The organism is Calothrix sp. UHCC 0171 (assembly GCF_034931845.1).
Classification (GTDB): Bacteria; Cyanobacteriota; Cyanobacteriia; order Cyanobacteriales; family Nostocaceae; genus Brunnivagina.
Window position 1 is genome coordinate 19,245 of sequence record NZ_JAYGHN010000040.1, and the last position, 20,945, is coordinate 40,189.

14 protein-coding genes are annotated in these 20,945 nt (G+C 40.8%); 9 read left to right on the forward strand and 5 right to left on the reverse strand.

Annotation, left to right across the window (positions count from 1 at the left end; translation table 11 throughout):
* Positions 1-140 precede the first annotated feature (140 nt).
* Positions 141-968: a hypothetical protein gene (locus VB733_RS22780; protein ID WP_323342338.1), complete on the reverse strand. Its 828-nt coding sequence runs from the start codon at positions 966-968 to the stop codon at positions 141-143.
* A gap of 654 nt (positions 969-1,622) precedes the next feature.
* On the opposite strand from VB733_RS22780, the gene VB733_RS22785 reads away from it, so the two are divergent.
* From VB733_RS22785 to VB733_RS22795, 3 genes are all read left to right on the forward strand, one after another.
* A complete protein-coding gene (locus VB733_RS22785; protein WP_323342339.1) occupies positions 1,623-2,087 on the forward strand; it encodes a hypothetical protein in 465 nt (154 codons plus the stop codon).
* An 890-nt stretch (positions 2,088-2,977) separates the two neighbouring features.
* Positions 2,978-5,842, forward strand: coding sequence for a carboxypeptidase-like regulatory domain-containing protein (locus VB733_RS22790; RefSeq protein WP_323342340.1), 2,865 nt, complete (start codon positions 2,978-2,980; stop codon positions 5,840-5,842).
* A gap of 104 nt (positions 5,843-5,946) precedes the next feature.
* Positions 5,947-6,768: a tetratricopeptide repeat protein gene (locus tag VB733_RS22795; RefSeq protein WP_323342341.1), complete on the forward strand. Its 822-nt coding sequence runs from the start codon at positions 5,947-5,949 to the stop codon at positions 6,766-6,768.
* A 57-nt stretch (positions 6,769-6,825) separates the two neighbouring features.
* Here the strand turns inward: VB733_RS22795 and VB733_RS22800 are convergent, their stop codons facing one another.
* Complete coding sequence (locus VB733_RS22800) at positions 6,826-7,155, reverse strand: hypothetical protein (RefSeq protein WP_323342342.1); 330 nt, start codon at positions 7,153-7,155, stop codon at positions 6,826-6,828.
* Between the two features lie 819 nt (positions 7,156-7,974).
* Positions 7,975-8,484, reverse strand: coding sequence for a hypothetical protein (locus VB733_RS22805; protein ID WP_323342343.1), 510 nt, complete (start codon positions 8,482-8,484; stop codon positions 7,975-7,977).
* Positions 8,485-9,120: 636 nt separating this feature from the next.
* Between VB733_RS22805 and VB733_RS22810 the strand changes: the two genes are divergently transcribed.
* The 4 genes from VB733_RS22810 (at position 9,121) to VB733_RS22825 (ending at position 14,580) form a co-directional block, all read left to right on the forward strand.
* On the forward strand, positions 9,121-10,503 hold the full coding sequence (locus VB733_RS22810) for a CmpA/NrtA family ABC transporter substrate-binding protein (protein ID WP_323342344.1): 1,383 nt from the start codon (positions 9,121-9,123) through the stop codon (positions 10,501-10,503).
* 91 nt (positions 10,504-10,594) lie between these two features.
* Positions 10,595-11,431, forward strand: a complete 837-nt coding sequence (ntrB, locus tag VB733_RS22815; RefSeq protein WP_323342345.1) for a nitrate ABC transporter permease — start codon at positions 10,595-10,597, stop codon at positions 11,429-11,431.
* Positions 11,432-11,539: 108 nt separating this feature from the next.
* Positions 11,540-13,540: a nitrate ABC transporter ATP-binding protein gene (locus tag VB733_RS22820; RefSeq protein WP_323342346.1), complete on the forward strand. Its 2,001-nt coding sequence runs from the start codon at positions 11,540-11,542 to the stop codon at positions 13,538-13,540.
* 167 nt (positions 13,541-13,707) lie between these two features.
* Entirely contained in the window at positions 13,708-14,580 is an 873-nt protein-coding gene (locus VB733_RS22825) for a nitrate ABC transporter ATP-binding protein (RefSeq protein WP_323342347.1), read from the forward strand.
* A gap of 122 nt (positions 14,581-14,702) precedes the next feature.
* Here the strand turns inward: VB733_RS22825 and VB733_RS22830 are convergent, their stop codons facing one another.
* Entirely contained in the window at positions 14,703-16,490 is a 1,788-nt protein-coding gene (locus VB733_RS22830; RefSeq protein ID WP_323342351.1) for an iron uptake porin, read from the reverse strand.
* Positions 16,491-16,797: 307 nt separating this feature from the next.
* Here VB733_RS22830 and VB733_RS22835 point away from each other — a divergent pair, with 307 nt between their 5' ends.
* Positions 16,798-19,173 (forward strand): hypothetical protein, encoded by a 2,376-nt coding sequence (locus tag VB733_RS22835; protein WP_323342348.1) that lies wholly within the window; start codon positions 16,798-16,800, stop codon positions 19,171-19,173.
* Between the two features lie 13 nt (positions 19,174-19,186).
* Here the strand turns inward: VB733_RS22835 and VB733_RS22840 are convergent, their stop codons facing one another.
* Positions 19,187-19,369, reverse strand: a complete 183-nt coding sequence (locus VB733_RS22840) for a hypothetical protein (RefSeq protein ID WP_323342349.1) — start codon at positions 19,367-19,369, stop codon at positions 19,187-19,189.
* A gap of 341 nt (positions 19,370-19,710) precedes the next feature.
* Between VB733_RS22840 and thrC the strand changes: the two genes are divergently transcribed.
* Positions 19,711-20,802, forward strand: coding sequence for a threonine synthase (gene thrC, locus VB733_RS22845; RefSeq protein ID WP_323342350.1), 1,092 nt, complete (start codon positions 19,711-19,713; stop codon positions 20,800-20,802).
* The last annotated feature ends 143 nt before the right edge of the window (positions 20,803-20,945 follow it).

The window sequence follows — 20,945 nt, forward strand, 5'->3', positions numbered from 1 at the left end:
GTAGCGCGGACATCTTGCCCGCTTATGTATTAAATAAAAACAAGTAGCGCGGACATCTTGCCCGCGCGAGCAAGATGCTCGCACTACCAATATTAAATATTTCAACTTATTTTTTGTTCAACTTATTTTTACGGGACTCCTTAATTTTTAAGTATATTCACAGTCATTTTGAAAGGAACAGTATTTTTTTTATCTCCCCAAGTTAACTCACCGGAAAGCTCATAATCCCCTGGTAAAAGTTGAGATTGATTGGATTTGGGAGGAGTTAGGGAAAGATAGCGATCGCCTTCTGCAATAATAGTAGTATCACCAATATTCCCCGTTTGTACGGTTTGATTGCCTCGCTTTAGTTTCCAATTACCACTAGCAATTGCACTAGCTTTACCTTTGTTAGTCACTAATAGTTGTAATTTGCTAGCTTGAGGATTAAAGCGAGCGCTGCTAACGGCTAAATTGGGGGAAACATTACCTTTACGCACATATACAGCCACGCCAATCCGGGGAATAATAGCTGTATTGACTGTGACACCTTTTTTATTATCAGTTTCGGTTACTGTTGTGGCTTGTAGGTTTTCTGTAAAAATCATGGTGCGATATTCACCATCAGGTAAGCTGGGGGGAAATCGGGTGATGAAACGGATGCTGCGCTGAGTTGAGCCGTCAACCTGTAGCTCTCTGGGGGAAAATTGCAGATAGGGAGCTAAATCATTGGGACTGGATTTGAGAGTTTGGAAACCTTGTTCTTTGTCGTAGGTGAAAGGGGAAGTGTAGACACGAGCGCGGAATGCTTTTTCGTTGAGGTTAGAAACCGTCAAGATACCTTTTGCTTGTCCCCGTTTGGCTTGGGTTTCGATAATCATGGGGGAAATGGCAATATCTGCTTTGGCAGAGTTTCCCAATGGTAAGAAGTTAGATAAGAATATAGTTGCTAAAGGTAAGGAGAATTTGAGGAAAGAAGTAATTTTCATTTATATACTATTAGGTAAACAACACAAAAAAATAAAATTTATTTTGGTATATTGGGTAGAATTGAACGTAACCTAACCTACACAAATATATCTTTAATTATCAATATTCGTTAGTATAACACTCAGAAAATAGAATGTGTAAATACTGAAAACTTTCGCATAAATATCTAACATATTACGATGAAAATCGAATTTATAATTTCCGTATTATCACTATAGCTCTTGTCTATTTTAATAGCTTAAATTAGTTACAAAGCCAAAGGGAAAGACAAGTGTAAAGCGAGTGGGTTAAGTTAAGTTAGTTTCTCTGGTGCTAACTGCGAGGTTAGTAGCAGTTTTCACAAGAAGTCTATAGCTTTGTTAGCTTAACTAGTTCACAGCTTTATTTTGTAATCGTGATTTTGCTCATTTCATAATTTTGACATTGCTGGCAACCTGCTGCTGTTAAATATGAGATGTGATGAGATAAGAAATAACATCATTAATTTAGAGATAACAGCTTCAAATTTCAAGCTGTACTCAACATATTTGGCTAACTGAATCCTAGAGATTTAAAAAGTCAATTTCAATGTCATTTTGAGATGGCATTAACAAACTTGTTTGTGTTTTTGGTAATTTACAACCGGTTTATTTTTAGATATTGAGGATTGAATTATGTTGCGTCGTTCTTTATTTGTTTCCGCTTTGATTTTGGCTGGTACTGTTGGTTTTGCTTCTAGCGCTAAAGCTGAAAGTGCACCAGTCACATTCACAGGAACTGTCGGTGCTAGCTGTGCTTTAACTAACGCGGTAGCAGGTACTGTTGCCATCAATGGTACTGGCACTGCGTTGGATTCCGCAGGTGGTACAAGTGGTACAATTGATATTCTTTGCTCCGGTACTACTGCTGTACTCAGTGTTACTGCGGTAACAGAAGATGCTGCTAACCCGACTACAGGTGCGACTTTAGATGCTACAGCTACAGCGGCCAGTGGTACCGCCGCTTTTGTAGCAGCTACTACAACTCCTTTAACTCCGGCTACTTCAGAAACTGTCACAGTTGATATGACAGCAACAGCACCCTCATTTGCTGCTGGTGCTTATAATTATGAAGTTACCGTAACTGCTACAGCAAACTAATCAACAATCAACGCTGTTTTAGGCAAGCGCTTTTTAGATTAGGGCAATGAAAAACTTGCTGATGAAATAGATTCCTCCAAATCTCTTGTCGCTAGTGCATTAAGTTATTAGCGGCAAGAAATTGTTCTAATAACCTGGTGTGAAAGATTATCTAGCTCTGTAGCGTGTGTTAGTGCTTAAAGTTTGCCGCCTATCAAACCCTACAGGGCAAGTGATTCCTAGGCTTCAAATCTATTGAACATTAATGTTAAATTAGACCCGAAGCAAAAGAGTATTCAATAGTGGTGAAATAGAAAATAGAATCTGCTTACTCAAGAAAATTATATCCTCAACTTTCGGAAGAAGTTTGGGATTTTCCCTCAAGAAACCTGGTTTCTCCAATTTCCTGATGCTCGATGCAACGAAAGATTATTCGAGTTGGTAAGTTGAAGGAGAAAACCGGTTTATTATTTTGTCGCCATATTCTATTTTCCAATCAAATATTTTATTAATGATAAACCCGTTTTCTGGTGAACATCTTGCTCACTAATTTCTAGGAAGCGGGCTAGAAGTCCGCACTACAAAAAAACAATTTACACATTTGGGATGCTCCCTTTTTCTGGGATGTTACGAATCCTATAAATAATCTCCTATCAGAAAAAAATACAGTATTTGTCTTTAGTTAATTTTACCGATCTCATTTCATCAAGGTATTGTTAATAATTGATTGGTTGATATGTATCTTATTAACAAGATACCTCCCTATAAATACATAAATATAAATAATCATTCAGCATTTTGCACCTGCGGATGCTATGGATAAAGGCTTATGTACAAATATATTTGAAATCTATCCTATGAGACTTGGTAATTAATTATTAAAGTTCAAATTATTATTTATTAACTATCCAATGCGTAGATTATTATTACTACTTTTACTGTTAGTTCCCGTCTCTGTCATGTCAGTGATTCCCAAAGCTGTAGCCCAGTCAACGAGTAAATCACCGTCTGATGCGGATTCTCAAACTACTTTGGAGAACTCGCGAATCATTCCTGGCAGTAGTGGTAATAATCATGCTTTGCAATTGGAAGTTAATAAAAATCGGCGCAAGAATTTAATTAACAGGATTAAGAACCCCTCTCCAAACCTCTCCCCCACAGGGAGAGAGGCTTTGATTTCTAATAGCACCACTCAGGAAGCTGTGAATATTGCCGCAGCGAAGAATTTTACGACTATTCCCGTAGGTTTGATGGTGGGGAAACGTAATGTTAACTTTAGCGTGTTGGTGCGGGGCAAGGAAGATGGTTCCCAAGCAATTGATTTTGATAACTGGTTAATACCTTACGATGCTGTCATTGAAGCTTTAAGGTTCAGCGTCACCAGTTTACCCGATGGTCAATTAGAATTACGTAATAGTGGTATTGTCACCCGTATTGACCCACGAAAGCTAGCAAATGATGGGGAAATTGGTTTAGCTTTCTCAATCCAAGATATTAAAAAGCTATTTGGAGTCGGAGCAACATTTGAAATTAATGAATATGCGATCGCATTTGATGTTCCCTGGTTAAATCAAGGTAGGCAACGGGGTAGACGTAAGGAACCACCAATTATTTTGGAGGGTTTACCACGTTTGCAATCGACAGGTTTGAGTTTAGCGGCGGTGGAACAAAGGCTGAATTTTACTGGTGGGGAAAATAATTCCACTAATTCCCAAGGTGATTTTCAAGCTGTGGGTTCGGCTTTTGGTGGTTCTTGGTATCTACGCACCCAACAACCAGAGTTTCAAAATTCTTCCACTTGGAAGATATCGGAAGCCCAGTTTCTCCGACAAACCAATCAACAAGATTATTTTGTTGGTTCTCACCCGACATTTTGGCGCAATCAAGCTACAAACGGCGATTTTTGGGGTTTCACCTACATCCAAAGACAAGGATTTACACCTCCTGAATACTTCCTTGGTGCTGGTTCCACCGACCCCCGCCAAAGGTTACAATCAGGTCAAATTGGACGTACTATATCGGGAAGAGCAGAGCCAGGAACCTTAGTCAGATTGGTAGAGCGGTTTGGTGATGTCGTAATTGCTGAAGTTTTAGTTGATTCCTCTGGAGTTTACCGCTTCGATAACGTCCAAAATGAAGACAGATATCTCAACAGTAACTACCGCATATTTCTGTATCCCGAAGGTAGACTCACCGCCCAACCAGAAATCCGTGACGCGAGCTACACTGCAACCCCAGGGCAAATCCCCGCAGGAGCATCAGCTTTCGTTGCTTCCGGTGGTTTCGGCAGAGAATTTCGTAGTAATCGCAGCTTACTGGGAGACTTCTCCGATTTTCGTGGGGGAGTCGCCCAACGCTGGGGTGTATCCCAAGACTTAACCCTGGGAGTCGGCGGAGTTTATGACGATTCCTTCAAAGGATTAACCGAATTATTCTATCGTCCCGCCAATATCCCCCTGCAAGTATCCCTCTCCACCCTAGTTGGCAAAAACCTCGATACCATCGCTGATATTCGCTTCGAGCCATCACAAAAATTTAACCTCTCCTTTTTTAGCGATCGCTTTTCCAGTAGACTATATGCCAATTGGAATATTCTCCGGGGAGTTTCCCTATTCGCCAATACCGACAGTCGCTTTGGTACAGGTGGAGGACTACAATTTAACTTCAGTGGTAGAAATGCCTACACCTTTGCCCGTTTAGGTATAGACACCGAAAACCGCTTCCGTTGGAATTTACTCCAACGTTTGGGAAAACTAGAACTGCGGCAACTCGGCAACGAAGTCGGCACCCTTTCCGAACTCACCTACGGCTTATCCTCCAGAAGCTTCGCTGGTTTGGGACATTCACTACTCCTCAACTACGAAACCCGCAGCCAAAACTTCAATAGCAACCTCCTCACCATGGGTTGGCGATATCGCTCCCAAGAACGAGCTATCGATGGTAATTATAAATGGGAAACTCAACTCGGCTATGGTATCGGTTCTCAAGGCACAGGAGCGATCGCCTCAGTAACAACCACAGTATTGCCAGGTATATTATTACGTGCTAGATATCAGGGTGTATCAGTAGTTTCAGATGCATCCAGCTTCAACATTGACCTAGTTTCCAGCCTCGGCTTACAAGGTGGAATTAGCCCCGGAGATAGACGTACCAGCTATTACCGCACCCAGGGAGGAATGTTAATTCAGCCCTTCTTAGATGCCAATAATAACGGCAAACGCGACTCAGGCGAAGAAATTTATACCGAAGATGCCAATGCACTGGTAATCATTAACAACCGACCATTGAAAATATTACAACCAAATATGCAACGCGATCGCATTCTGGTAAGATTAAATCCAGGAAGCTATCGCCTCGACTTAGACCCCGCAGGTTTTCCCCTCGATTGGCAAGCGGCAACTGATGCCTATGCAGTCGATATCACCGCAGGTTCGTACACCCCCGTATTACTACCATTAACCCGCGCCTACGCAGTTTCCGGTGTCATCACCAACATCAAGGGGGAACCCATCAATGGAGCCAGGGTAGAAGCAGTCACAAGTGATGGCAAGAAGCGGTTATTTTCAGTGACAAATGGAGCCGGGGTATATTATTTAGAACGTTTGCAACAGGGAGAATATAACCTGTTGATTAACGGCAAATCTGTAAATGGTATGAAGTTAGAACTGGATAGTTCATCAGCAGGATTGAAGGAATTAAACTTACAGCAAACTGAAAACGAGGAATTTCGGGCATTGAAATCCGGTGTGAATCAGAGTGTTTTGCCCAAGGAATAAAGTAGAGAAAGTAGAGAAAGTAGAGAAAGTAGATAAACTTTGATTTTGGGAATACTAAAGTTAGGCACAAAAACTGTGCATTCATCTAACATTTACAAACCATTATGAAAAGAACTGCAATCTCCTTGGCTATTTTTAGCAGTATTACCCTATTCACAAATATTCCCGCCGTCACAGCGCAAAATAAAAAACCAGAATTACCCCAAGCCGCAGTCAGTCAAAATAATGCGATTCAGCTTTTAAACCAAGCAACAAAAAAAGCTGATGAAGGCAACTTAAAGGGCGCTCTTGCTGACTACAGTCAAGCCATCAAAATCAACTCTCGGTATTCACTAGCATACTACAACAGAGCAATCACCTACGAAGACTTGGGAAATAAAAAAGCCGCCCTGAACGACTATAACCAAGCAATTCAAATCAACCAATACTGGGGACAAGGGGCAATTACTAGCGCATATATCAATCGAGGTAAACTCCGCTATGAAATGGGAGATTCTCAGGGTGCGATCGCAGACTTTAACCAAGTGGTAAAATTCAAGAAGGACGAATCTGATGTTTTTTACAACAGAGCTTTAGCACACCACAAACTAGGTAATAAAAAAGCTGCACTCAACGACTACAGCAAAGCAATTCAAATTAACAAATGGCAAGATAAAGGTTCACATGCAGCTTACCTCAATCGGGGAGTAGTTCGACTCGATATGGGAGATAATAAAGGAGCTTTAGCAGATTATACTCAGGCAATCCGTCTCAAATCAGACTATGCACTGGCTTATAAAAATCGCGGACTTTTATATTTAGATACCGGAAACCAACCTCTAGCAATTAAGGATTTCCAGAAAGCCAGCCAACTTTATACAAAACAAGGAAATCCAGACAAACATCAGGAAATTGCCAAATTGCTAAGTGAAGTCAAGAAACGATAAGTTGTTCTCTATACTTATTTTTCTGTAGGGGATGACAAATTTCCCCTTTCCCAACTCCTATGGCAAAATCAACACGTTATTCATCACCTCTGGCGGTAAAACACACATTGGCTTAGTTGCTCTTGCGGTTGATGTTGTAGATGCAGATGTACTACTACTTTGATACACCTCTGTTCGCATATTGACGTTACCATTTGAGATTCGACGCTGAGTAACTTTTACGTTTCGAGAATTTGGTTTAACAACCACTGGTGTTGTTACACAGCTAGATGCATTATTAACAGGGTTTGTCTCTACCACTACATTATTATTCATGTCCGCTAAAGCAGCTGCGGGCAACAGGAAAGTCGTAGCTAAAAAACCAAAAATACAGCTTTTCTTGAACATTACTGGAAACCTCATTAGTTGTGTTGGATTTGGTAAATTCGCACCCTAATAGATAAATCGGATTATGGCTTACTTTTATACTAACAATAATTACACCAAATATCTTTAACCTAAAAATTTAAGTTTTGTAATTCAAAAATTAAACAAATGTCACAGTAAGGGAGACACGGTGATTATTGTTTATGCAGATTCCCAAATTATCCCGCAATGATGCAACGCCCGACTCTGCTTTGTTGACAAGATTAGGAGTCGTGTAAAAATAAGTTGAACAATTTATGTTTTGTAGTGTGGGCATCTTGCCCACGCAAGCAAGATGCCCACACTACTTATTTCTAAGCTGCGACGCATCTAATTTGTATATAAGGGACGGGCAAGATGCCCCGGAGTTTTCCGTGAAGAACATCTCCCCGGAAACTCCTCTCCGCACTACAATTATTTTGGGTTTTTGACTTATATAATTTAGCTGCACATCAGCTTACCTGATGCCTTATAGCGAGTGTGTCGGACAAACTATACAGACTATGCTAAATATACCAGCCTTCCAGAAGTGCGATCGCACCTATAAAATATCATCATGGCGAAGAGGGTGCGAAGAGTATTGTGCCTGCGTCTCTACTTCTCCCTATCTAGTAGTCTGTCAGGAATGAAGAACTGTAGTGTGAGCGTCTCCCTCACGCGGGCAAGATGCCCGCACTCAATCGTCGCCTGAGCAAGAAGCAACTTATCTACGTGTGAGCGTCTCCCTCACGCGGGCAAGATGCCCGCACTACCTCAAAACAAAATTGACAGACTACTAGCGCAATGCTTCTATTTTGATGGTTATTTACTGACTATTAGCTGTGATTCCACTAAACCCGCAGCCATTGCATAGCAACTTTTACGTACATCATTGGGAACTTGATAGATTGCCACATTGTGCGGGTGAGTAAATCCTTCTTTAAACTCAATGCAACTTTTGACGATATTCCAGGCATCCTGCGTTGCCACTTCTACATGCTTATCAAATCCGTGGTTGGTATAGCCTTCATATTGCTTTGCTAATTTGCTAATTGCACCGATAAATCTTGCTTTTTCTTTTGCATGTGCTTTTCTGGCATTACAAATTGCTGTTGCGGCTGAATTCATTTGTTGTTGTTCCCAACCACCAGTCACCTCTTGAACATCTGCCATGCATTCGCTGAATTTCACGCGATTCGGTTGCGAGTCTCCATCCAAGTTTGGCGCAAGAGAGCTAAAAGATTTACTTACAGGAAGTATAAGAAGAATAATACTTACTTTTAGAACCAATAATGCTGGTGAAAATATTTGCTGGCAAGAAACTTTTTTCATAGAAAAAATTGTTAATAATCATTGATGCGGTTGATACTTCATCAGACTATAGCAGTTGCTTCAGATAGGAAACCTAAATAATTCACAAAATTAATACTTGACTTTTCTTAAAATCACAAGTTTTTTACCAATAGTATCTATAAGTAATTCAGCAGGTAACTTTAATTCAATATCAAACCCGAAGACAGTGTAATGCTCTCCCTGATTGATTTTGCGTGCAAACACCTAATTACTTGAGTCATAGACATTAATCAGCTAAATCAAATGATTGCTATTGATTTAATGTAATGCATTGATAGCATCACCGTACTTTCCCAGCAATACATAAAGATTTACTTATAGGACTAATCTAATATTTGTTTAATAATTGCTGTTTGAGAATGGAACAAATGAGCAACAAATAATGTAAGCTTATCTAAACACAGTTAATAAGTGTTTCTCAAAAAAATAGAATATTAACGTGGTCTAAATCGAAGATATTAGTAAGTATTTGCCAACCTATCTAGCTGAGATATAAGTTGGACAAATCTGAAAATTAAAAAAACAAATATCACATTTACTATGCAATAAACAATAAGTTTTAATTGCTTAGTTTTGCTATACCCAAAAAACAAATTACAACGAAAGGAGATACCTATGTCAGACTTATTCAATCAAATTTCTCGTCGTAAATTCATCATTACAGCAGGTGCTTCTGCCAGTGCAATTTTACTCAAAGGTTGTTTAGGCAACCCTCCTGAGCCAGGCGGTAGCACATCATCTGGTGCAAATTCAGGTACAAAAGCAGTACCAGTTGCTAATATTAATCCTGAACAAAAACCAGAAACAACAAAGGTAAAATTAGGATATATTCCCATTGTTGAATCTGCACCATTAATTATTGCCAAAGAAAAAGGCTTTTTTGCTGAGTATGGAATGACTGATGTTGAACTAGCAAAGCAAGCTTCTTGGGGTGCAGCGCGAGACAATGTAGAAATTGGTTCTGCGGGTGGTGGCATTGATGGTGGGCAATGGCAGATGCCCATGCCACATTTGATTACCGAAGGTTTGATTACCAAAGGCAATCAAAAGATTCCCATGTATGTGTTGTGTCAATTGATTACAAATGGAAATGGAATTGCGATCGCTAGTAAATGGGCTGGTAAAGGTGTTGGTTTAAAACTCGATCAAGCGAAGTCTGCAATTACTGCTCTTAAATCATCAACTCCATTTACCGCAGCACAAACATTCCCCGCAGTCAATCAAGATTTTTGGATTCGTTACTGGTTCGCTGCTGGCGGCATCAATCCAGATAGTGATGTGAAGTTGTTAACGGTACCAGCAGCGCAGACTGTCGCCAATATGAAGACTGGAACGATGGATGCCTTCAGCACTGGCGACCCCTGGCCTTACCGTATCGTCAAAGATAAAATTGGTTTCCTGGCTGCATTGACAGCAGAAATCTGGAAAGATCACCCTGAAGAATACCTAGCAATGCGAGGCGACTGGGTAGATAAACATCCCAAAGCTACAAAAGCAATCATCAAAGGGATAATCAAAGCACAGCAGTGGTTGGATAACTTTGATAACCGCAAAGAAGCATCGGAAATTTTAAGTGGACGTAATTATTTCAATCTTCCCGCAGAGATACTGGCAGAACCATTTCAGGGTAATTATGACATGGGTGAGCGCAAAATTAATGATAAATCATTTGCAGCTTATTACTGGAAAGATGCAAAAGGTAGTGTCTCGTACCCATATAAAAGCCATGATTTATGGTTTATTACTGAGAGTGTTCGCTGGGGATTCTTACCAAAAGATTACATTGACAATGGTGCCGCAAAAGCAAAGGCATTGATCGATAAAGTCAATAAGGAAAATATTTGGAAAGAAGCTGCACAAGAAATGGGAATTGCGGCGGCAGATATTCCCACTGCTACATCCCGTGGTGTGGAAGAGTTTTTTGATGGTGTGAAATTTGACCCAGAAAAACCCGAAGAATATTTGAAGAGTCTCAAAATCAAAAAAGTAGCGATTTAGTTAGTAGTCATTGGTTAATAGTTAATTGAAGTCAACAATTAACTACTAGAAAAATATTCCAAAATTAGAGACAATCTCCAGGAGAAAATAGATGACCACTGTTCAAAGAAGACCGAAGACTGCAAATTTAGATAATAGTTTTTTTGCGTCTTTACAAAAACAATTTCCTAACTTAATACCCCCTGCGATCGCACTTGGAGTTTTTCTAGCTGTCTGGCAACTGTTCTCATGGATACCTGGAGCAACATTACCGGGACCTATACAAGTAATTAGTGATACTTGGATTTTAATTTTATACCCCTTTTATGATAAGGGTGGTACTGACAAAGGTCTATTCTGGCAGATTTTAGCGAGTTTGCAACGGGTAGCAATTAGCTATACTTTAGCTGCAATTGTTGGTATTGGGTTGGGCATTTTAATTGGTGTGAATAAAACTATCAATAAAGCCTTAGACCCCCTCTTCCAATTATTAAGAACAGTTCCACCTTTGGCTTGGGTTCCTATTTCCTTAGCTGCACTACGTCAAAATGAGCCTGCTGCATTATTTGTAATTTTCATTACCGCAATTTGGCCGATTTTAATTAATACAGCAGTAGGTGTCAAAGAAATTCCCAGCGATTACAACAATGTTGCCAAGGTTCTGCAACTCAATCAGAAAGAGTATTTCCTCAATATCCTAATTCCTGCGGCATTACCCTACATTTTTACTGGTTTAAGAATTGCGATCGGTTTGGCTTGGTTGGCAATTATCGCGGCAGAAATTGTCATGTCCGGTATTGTTGGTATTGGTTTCTTCATCTGGGATGCTTATCAGAATAATAACGTTAGTGAAGTAATTCTGGCGCTAGTTTATATTGGTGTCGTCGGTTTAATTCTGGATAAATTTATGATATTTATTCAAAACAAAATTTTGCCAGAACAGAAGTAATTAATAGTTAGGAATTAGGAATTAGGAATTAGGAATTAGAAATTTATCTTCCTCTCCTTCTCATTTCTGCTTCAATTTCTCTACTTACCTTGATTAACGCAAATAATTATGAGCTACTTTGTTGGTGTTGACCAAATTGAAAAGGTTTTTGATTTAACAGGTGGTGGACAATACATCGCTTTAAAAGGAATTGATTTACAAATTAAAAAGGGTGAATTTGTCTCTTTAATTGGTCACTCCGGTTGCGGAAAATCCACCCTGTTAAATATGATTGCTGGTTTGGATTTGCCCACCGAAGGATTAGTAACTTTAGAAGGGCAAAGAATTACTAAACCTGGTCCCGATCGCATGGTGGTATTCCAAAACTATTCTTTACTACCTTGGCGAACTGTACGCGAAAATATTGCTCTGGCAGTCAATTCTGTGATGAATGGATTGTCAGATGGAGAACGTCGAGCAATTGTTGAAAAACATATTAAGATGGTGGGCTTAGGTCCCCACGCTGATAAACAACCAGGAATGCTATCTGGAGGACAAAAACAACGGGTGGCGATCGCTCGTGCTTTGGCAATCAAACCTAAATTACTCTTGCTCGATGAACCGTTTGGGGCATTAGATGCCTTAACTCGTGGAAACTTGCAGGAACAGTTGATGCAAATCTGCGAGGAAAATGAAGTCACTGCGGTGATGGTGACACATGACGTTGATGAAGCAGTATTACTTTCCGACAGAATTGTGATGCTCACCAATGGTCCCGAATCAAAAATTGGTGACATCCTCGAAGTTGATATTCCCCGTCCTCGCAAACGTATGGAAGTTGTGGAACACCCCAGTTATTACAGCTTGCGGAGTGAAATGATTTACTTCCTCAACCAGCAAAAACGTATCAAAAAATTGCGAGCGCGAAAAACAGCCGCAGTATCTCGTCATGGTTTAGAAAAAGTCAATTTAGAAATTGGTTTTGTACCCCTAACAGCTTGCGCTCCCCTCGCGATCGCTAAGGAAAAAGGTTTCTTCGCTAAACATGGTCTGGACGATGTACATCTTGTCCGTGAAACTAGCTGGCGTGGTATCGTTGATGGGATTGCAGGTGGCTACCTGGATGCCGCGCAAATGCCTTCGGGAATGCCAATGTGGATGACTTTAGGAGGACATCGTAATCAACCGCTACCTGTTGTGAGTGCATTGACGATGACTCGTAATGGTAATGCCATCACCCTGAACAAAAACTTTTTACAACAAGGGGTACAAGATTTACCCACCTTCCATGACTTCTTACTACGTACCCGCGATAAACGCCACACAATGGGCGTAGTTCATCCAGCTTCAATGCATAACTTATTACTGCGGTATTGGTTAGCAGCAGGTGGTATCGACCCCGATGAAGATGTTCATATTCAGACGATTCCACCTGCCCAGATGGTAGTAGATTTGCAAAATGGGAGTATCGATGGCTACTGCGTTGGCGAACCTTGGAACATTCGCGCAGCTGAAGAAGGTGCAGGTTTCACCATTGCGACTGATGTCGAAGTTTGGTTAGGACATCCCGGTAAAGTCCTGGGTGTGCGCGAAGATTGGGCGGAAATGTACCCCAATACCCATATTGCCCTCACCAAAGCCTTGCTGGAAGCTTGTTATTATTGTTCATTACCAGAAAACTCCGAAGAAATTCGTCAGATTTTGGCTCGACCTGAATACGTTAGCACTAGCATCGATTACATTCAATTAGGCGACCCTTACCAAAATACCTGCGATTTAGAAAACCCAGTTGAGTACGCTCACCATCAATTTTACGCGGAGTCGGCAATCAACCGTCCCAGTCGTACTGAACAAATTTGGATTATGACACAGTTGGCGCGCTGGGGTGATGTACCTTTTCCGCGTAACTGGGTGGAAGTTGTAGAACGGGTATGTCGAGTCCGGGTATTTAGTACCGCAGCCCGTGAACTTGGGTTGGATATTAGTTACACTCGCCAACCGATCAAATTATTTGATGGAACCCCCTTTGATGCTGATAACCCTTTTGACTATCTCAACCAGCAGAAGATTAAACGGGATTTCTCAGTTGCTGAGGTTGTTCTCGACTCACCGAGAAGAAAAGTTGCTTAGGAATGTGAATTAAATAAAGTGCAAAGTAACGCACCATTTCATATTTATTCAGAATAGCAAGTTATTAAATTCTCGTTGCTTAGTCAAAGAGACTAAAGAGCAAGAAAGCTATTTCTGGTAAGTCTGCAATCAATCGACACCCAAACCATTAACCACTCATTGAAATTATGCAAAACCGCACTTTCAAAAACTCCGACGTTGCGAGAGAAAGATTAGGCAAACCCCTGGCGACAGCTAGCCGAACCGGTCAAAATCCATATTTGGAAATTAAAGATGTTTCTAAAATTTATCCGACTAAAAATGGACCCTTCACCGTACTGGATGGCGTAAATCTGAATGTTTATCAAGGTGAATTTATTTGCGTAATTGGTCACTCAGGTTGCGGGAAATCGACTTTGTTAAATATGGTATCAGGTTTTAATTTTCCTAGCAGTGGACAAGTCTTGCTCGAAGGAAAACCCATCACCAAACCAGGTCCCGATCGCATGGTAGTATTTCAGAACTACGCTCTGTTACCCTGGAGAACAGCGTTTGAAAATATTTACTTGGCTGTAAATGCCGTATACCCAAATAAACCTGAAGCAGAGAAAAGAGCGATCGTTCGCGATAACCTAGCTATGGTGGGACTGGGTGATGCAATGGATAAAAAACCGACCCAAATGTCGGGTGGTATGCGTCAGCGTGTCTCTATTGCTCGCGCTTTGTCAATTCGTCCCAAAGTGCTGATTTTGGATGAACCTTTCGGTGCTTTGGATGCGATTACTAAGGAAGAATTGCAAGAGGAGTTATTGAAGATTTGGGGTGATAACCGTTGTACCGTGTTAATGATTACCCACGATATCGACGAAGCTCTCTTCTTAGCCGACAAGTTGGTAATGATGACCAATGGACCACATGCGAAAATTGGCGAAGTTATGGAAATTCCCTTTGATAGACCTAGAGATAGAGTGCGGATTATGGAAGACCCAGAGTATTACAAGTTACGCAACTATGCTTTAGATTTTCTGTTTAATCGTTTTGCCCATGATGATGTCGGCTAACTCCAGGCTGTTTCAAAATACTTGGTGTGGATGTTTGAGAATAAACCCAACTTATTTGTCTTTGCCGACTCATAAAATTGGGTTTATTGTACGATATCGAAACCTGAGGGTATGACTCCCTTCTAAAAAGCAAAAGTGCTTCGCAAAACACCCATAGTAACTGAATCACTATCAGGCGTATGTCCTGGCTCAATGATATGAATAATACCAGGTGTAATGCTAATATTATTTGTTACTTGAAAGCGGTAAAAGGCTTCAATTTGAGTAGTTGTTCCCGGTTGACCACCAGATTGTCCTAAGCCACCATTAATAATATCAGGAACGTTATTTCCTAATGGTAAGGTACTATTAGTAATTTTTGGAGGTTGTCCAATATAAAGACCTCCTAGATTACCTTTGCGGAATAAATCGGGGAAATTAAAATAGACCATCCAGTTAGTTGTTTCCACTTTACCTGATTTACCAGGAATATTAGAATTTGTATAACCACCCCAAGCACCTATAGTAAATTTTGGTGACAGTTGCCAGTTCAGTGTCGCACCAAATGCATTAGTTTGTAATGGTTCTGTTTTATTAGTTAAAGGATTACTAGCTGTTAAACAATCATCACCAACAAATGTGAGTAAACAACCGTTACTAGAATAATTATTTAAATAATATAAGCTAACATCAATTGCATCTGTTGGTGTAACTAATAATTGTACTGCGGCGGTTGTATTACCATCAAATAAACCATTACGTTTATTGGGATTTCCAGCATTCAAACTAGCATAAACAGCCTGTAAACTAGCACGTTTAGCAAACTGCCAATCAAAAGCTATCCCAGCTTGACCTGTGAATCCAATATCTAAGATAGGGTTACGTTGAGCAAAAAATGATAGTGGTCCCGTGGCTGCACTTTCAATTCGATTTGGTCCTCGAAATGCATTCGTCATGTTGACATTTGTGCTACCAACCATAATGGCAAAATTTTTGCTTAATAGTCGATGATAGCGTAGGTCACTTAATATCAAATCATTGTCTGTTGGAAATTCATAACCTAAAATTAAATCGTTACCTAATCTTGGGGCAGTTCCCCCCTTACTTGCTAGTAAACCTGTAACTAGATAACTTTGAGGGTCAAATTGAGTATTTAAATAAATTTGATTGAGGTTAACAATACTGGTATTTGTACCTCTATCTGGGCTATCTTTAATGCCATCACGAGGAGCAATATCTGCACGGTTATTAGTGCGTCCTTGAATCCCAATAATCGCAACACCAAACATCTGTGTCGTTGTCGAAAATTGGTTAGCTGCAATTTCAGCTGAACGTGCTTCTAAATTATCAACTCTACCGCGCAAAGTTGCTAATTCTGCGGAAAACTCCTCCTGTAATTTCTGCAATTGTGCCAAATCCTCACGATTGGCATTGCTTTCTGTTGCAGTTCCAATTAACTCATTTACACGATTTAAACAAGCATTTAACCCAGCCGCAAACTCATATCGAGTTAAAGCCCGATTTCCTTTAAATGTCCCATCCGGATAACCAGCAATACATCCGTATCTTTCGACTAAGGATTGTAATGCTTGAAACGCCCAATCTGTCGGTTGTACATCTTTGAGTTGTGAGACAGATGTAACTTGTGACATCGATTCGCCACCATTTCCAGGATTATCAATGGGATTATTAATGATATTCTCATCACCATTAATCTCATCATTGACAGGAGTTGATGCCAGGAAGAGGGGAGATGTGGAAGTGAAGGATAAGTCTTTAACACCAAGACTATTATCGTTATTGTTATTGCTAACTTCTTTTTGCCTTACCCCCATTTCTGGTACTTTTGTGAGGATATTGCTTTCATCTAGCTCAGGTAACTTACTTGACAATGCCTTTTCAGGTAATCCGTAAATTCCCGCAATCAACATCCAAGTAACGATACAGATTTTATTCTCTCCGAGAATCCATTTATTCACCTGTTTACACTCTACTCACATTGACACTCAACGGACGAGTCTATTCAATAAGTTTTAAATTTGACATGGGGGAATTTACGGAAATTTGGGAATTGGGTTGGGAATTGGGTTGGGTATAGATAGCTGCAATCGGTTAATTTTCGGGAATCACAAGATACCAAACTGTGAATAGTCAGGAGACAGCAATGCTTAATTCCCAATCCCTGCATTTGGCGAGTATAAATAAAAGGATGCTGTACTGAGTTCGCTGATAACTAACATGGCTAGCCCTTCGCGAAAGACTAATCGCCAATCTTCGCAAAATCCAAATGTACCTATTGTGAAGCGGGTAGTAAAAAAGAATGGTAAAAAGCCCAAAAAGTCAAGTAGATTAACTTCTTTGCTAGCTGTGGTGTTTTTACTGGGAATTGGTAGTTTGGTTGTGGCTTTTGCTTGGATTAGTTTTCTATTTATTTTTAACCCCCAGCAAGTTACCTGGCTAAATAAATTACTACCAGGATGGGCACAAATTCATGGGAGTACAAGCGATCGCCCTTTAACTTTGCCACAAATTCAAGCTGCTATCAGCAAACAAGGAAATATTCCTGGGGAACAGATGCTTTTGGCTGGGGATATTAATGATTCGTTTTTGCTACCAATTTACAAACAGCGTCAACTTTGTCAGTCGGATTGTCAAGAAATTATTGAATTGCGGGTCTACCAACATGCAAATGATGGAGAATTTTCATCCAATTCCCCAAGATATTACCAAATTGTCGCCCAAATTGCGATCGCCGGACCCGAAGAATCCTTTGTTATTTCCCCAATTGTAAATGCGACTGATGCAAATCCAGGTTCGAGTATTTCTTTACCTGTGACGGAAATCAAGCGACTGGAAGGTGCAACGTCAACATCGGGTATTTGGTATTATCTGCGTGGACAACGCCAAGAGAGCGCCCATAACCTCGCCTATGGACATATTCTCTACTACAACCCCCAGCGCTTCCATTTGCAACAAATGCAGTCTTGGACGAGTTCTCAGGGACAAATTCCGCAATGGCAACAGGTGACGGGTAATAATACCAAGGAGTTAGTCATTAATCAAACTGTTGGTTTAGAACCACAGCTGCGGGTTTATCAGGTGAAGTCGGTAAACACTTTTCTTAATCCTGTTGAACTCGAAGAAATTGACCTCAAACCCAAAAATTTCAGTAATTATACTTATAAAAAAGCATTAGCAGTTGCCAGTAATGGCTTATGGACTCCGGCATTTGAGTCACTACAATCCCTGAAAAAACAACAGAAAAATATTCCCGCAACGGTACAGGCTCAAATTGATTTGATTCGCTTGCATTCGCAGCTGACACAAACCCAAGCTAATACAACCTGGGCAAGTCCTGGACAGCAAGTATTGGTAAATTTGATTGATGGACGCTGGGATAAGGCTTTACAGGTTTTTAAAGCTTCTCCTCCCGAAAATGCGAAGGAAATTAGTGCTTTACTTAAGGCTGATAACGGTAAGCTGTGGAGTCGGGTGAATGCGGCATTGCAATTAAACCCTAATCGTGGGGAAGTCCAAGCTTGGGGGGCTTTAATTCTGGCAGCACAACAGGGGGAAGCACAGGCTTATTCCTGGCTGAAGGAAGAATTTAAAGGTAAACAGGTTAATCTTGCTGAAATTGCCACTTTACTCAGGCAACTCAAAGGAGAAGTCACTGCTAAACCTGAATTCTTCGGAAATCACACTAGTAGAATAATTGGTTCAGCAGCAAAGATTAAGCAGATAAATCCTCGCGAATGGCTAACTCAAACTCCTTCTCCTTTCCAAGCAGAGGAGTCTGGGGCTGTTCAAAATTGGTATTTAGTAAATGTATCAGCATTTCATAACGGCAAAAACTGGCTTTTCTCACCATTTACCAGTCTAAATTTACCCAAAACCACACCAGAAAAATTTTTACGATCGCAGTTAGGATTGGATACAGATTCACTGCTGCAAATTGCTGTGTTGTCATCCGATGGGGAACAGCAAACCACCTCAGCTAGCATCAAAGCCATGCAATTAAAAAATGGAAAACTGCAATTACTTGCTACCGCAGTTGACTCAATTAATTCTAATAATTCTAATAATTCTAATTCTCAAGCTCTGGCTCTAACTGCCTCCGCCCTAGAATGGGTAGAACCTTCGCCAGTGACTCTGGCACAATTACAACAACAAAATCCCCAGCGAGGCAATAAAATCTTACCTGCAATTTGGCGATCGCTACAAGCTAGCAATCAATTACGCAGTGCCAACATCCCCAATGTCACCCAACTTCTCCAAAAAATTGGACATTATCCCATACAAGAAATTGACTTGACTGGTAATGGGAAACCGGAAATAGTTCTCACTGTCTCGGCGGAGGCGATTACATCTCTCCAATCTGGACAATCTTTAAATAATTCTGCCCAAAAGCAATTTCACCCCCGCACGGTGATTTTAGCGGAAAACGGCAGTATAATTTATACAGATTTTAGCAAATCTTCCGAACAAACATTGATAGCGATCGCAAACTTGTGGCAAACAAGTTCACCAACTTTGCTGGTTGAAAACATCAATGCAAGCGGTAAAAATTACACTTTAAAGCGTTGGTCTTCAAAGAATCAGCACTTTGAGTAAAGGCTGGAAAGTATTAAACTGCTGATGTGGAAGATTGACGTTGCATTTTCAAATTTTGCAACTCCTGTAAAAGACAATCAACCTCAGCTTGCAGATGCAGCAATTTTACCTCTTGGTCTGCCTGATAACAGGATTTATTAACACTTCGTGCCGGAATTTCTTGGCTAATACGTTCGGTAACTGCGGAAGTAGACATAGTTCGTTCGCTCCTCAAATCAAATCACACCATTAGAAATCTTATTATAGTGTTATTTTAAGAATCATTAAAATATTGTATAGTTACTATAAGCAATCATAATCAATGACACCTTAGATACCTGAAAAGACTACAAGATTAGCAACTTGGTTCCAAAAAATGGTATTAAATTTCTTAAGGTTTTTACCTTAGAATCTTTAAGTATTCGCTATTCAGCTTGCCATAAAAAAAGGTGACTAAAAATCTTCCCCAGGAAGAATATTATTTTTTTCCATCAAGAGGTATTTAGTAACAGTTGTTTAGCCTGTATTAAGACTGTATTGAAAGAGTCGTTATATACCGTGACCTTAAGCCCTTTTGCCGCCAAATCTCATCGCCAACCTTGGCTTGGACTAATCGAAATGTACCGTCAGTATTTACCTGTAAGCGATCGCACTCCTGTGGTGACGCTGCACGAAGGTAATACACCCCTAATTCCCGTACCCCATATTGCCCAAATCATTGGCAAGCAAGTACAGGTATTTGTCAAATATGATGGTCTTAACCCCACTGGTAGCTTCAAAGACCGGGGAATGACAATGGCAATTTCCAAGGCTAAGGAAGCGGGTGCAGAAGCGGTAATTTGTGCTAGTACCGGAAATACCTCCGCCGCCGCCGCCGCCTATGCCAGACGTGGGGGGATGAAAGCTTTTGTATTGATTCCCGATGGTTACGTAGCAATTGGCAAATTAGCCCAAGCATTGCTGTACGGTGCAGAGGTTTTAGCAATTCAAGGTAATTTTGACCGTGCGTTGGAAATTGTTCGGGAAATGTCGGAGAATTACCCAGTCACATTAGTTAACTCAGTAAATCCGTATAGGATAGAAGGGCAAAAGACCGGAGCCTTTGAAATAGTTGACGTTTTGGGTGATGCCCCCGATTGGCTATGTATTCCCGTAGGTAATGCCGGAAACATTACAGCCTACTGGATGGGCTTTTGCGAATATCACCAAGCCGGAAAATGCGATCGCCTACCTCGGATGATGGGATTCCAAGCAGCAGGTGCAGCACCCCTAGTCACCGGAAATCCTGTGGCACACCCTGAAACCATCGCTACAGCTATTCGCATCGGCAATCCCGCAAGTTGGGACAAAGCCATTGCCGCCAAATCAGCAAGCGCGGGTGAGTTTAACTCCGTCACCGATGCGGAAATTTTAGAAGCATATCGACTACTGGCATCTGAAGAAGGAATTTTTTGCGAACCAGCCAGTGCCGCATCAGTTGCGGGAATGTTAAAAGTCAAAGACCAAATTCCCCCAGGTGCAACTGTAGTTTGTGTTTTAACTGGGAATGGATTAAAAGACCCCGATACAGCAATTAAACACAGTAATGCCCACTTTAAACAAGGGATTGCACCGGATATTCAAGCGGTAGCGTCGGCGATGGGATTTTAGAGGGGGAGAAAAGAGGACGCAAAGATGTGCTGACGCGGTGACGCGGGGAGGCGGGGAAAAGAGAACAAGAGAAAATATTTCTCCTGGCAACGAAGGTTTATTGCTATCATGCCAAGCTGCTCTTCAACTTGGCAACAAATCTA

Excerpts from the sequence above, each read along its gene's own strand:
- VB733_RS22795 (WP_323342341.1), top strand. The coding sequence starts at position 5,947 with ATGAAAAGAACTGCAATCTCCTTGGCTATTTTTAGCAGTATTACCCTA.
- ntrB (WP_323342345.1), top strand. The coding sequence starts at position 10,595 with ATGACCACTGTTCAAAGAAGACCGAAGACTGCAAATTTAGATAATAGT.
- VB733_RS22810 (WP_323342344.1), top strand. The coding sequence starts at position 9,121 with ATGTCAGACTTATTCAATCAAATTTCTCGTCGTAAATTCATCATTACA.
- VB733_RS22825 (WP_323342347.1), top strand. The coding sequence starts at position 13,708 with ATGCAAAACCGCACTTTCAAAAACTCCGACGTTGCGAGAGAAAGATTA.
- VB733_RS22840 (WP_323342349.1), bottom strand. The coding sequence starts at position 19,369 with ATGTCTACTTCCGCAGTTACCGAACGTATTAGCCAAGAAATTCCGGCA.
- VB733_RS22790 (WP_323342340.1), top strand. The coding sequence starts at position 2,978 with ATGCGTAGATTATTATTACTACTTTTACTGTTAGTTCCCGTCTCTGTC.
- VB733_RS22800 (WP_323342342.1), bottom strand. The coding sequence starts at position 7,155 with ATGTTCAAGAAAAGCTGTATTTTTGGTTTTTTAGCTACGACTTTCCTG.
- VB733_RS22830 (WP_323342351.1), bottom strand. The coding sequence starts at position 16,490 with ATGTTGATTGCGGGAATTTACGGATTACCTGAAAAGGCATTGTCAAGT.
- VB733_RS22780 (WP_323342338.1), bottom strand. The coding sequence starts at position 968 with ATGAAAATTACTTCTTTCCTCAAATTCTCCTTACCTTTAGCAACTATA.
- VB733_RS22805 (WP_323342343.1), bottom strand. The coding sequence starts at position 8,484 with ATGAAAAAAGTTTCTTGCCAGCAAATATTTTCACCAGCATTATTGGTT.
- VB733_RS22820 (WP_323342346.1), top strand. The coding sequence starts at position 11,540 with ATGAGCTACTTTGTTGGTGTTGACCAAATTGAAAAGGTTTTTGATTTA.
- VB733_RS22835 (WP_323342348.1), top strand. The coding sequence starts at position 16,798 with ATGGCTAGCCCTTCGCGAAAGACTAATCGCCAATCTTCGCAAAATCCA.
- VB733_RS22785 (WP_323342339.1), top strand. The coding sequence starts at position 1,623 with ATGTTGCGTCGTTCTTTATTTGTTTCCGCTTTGATTTTGGCTGGTACT.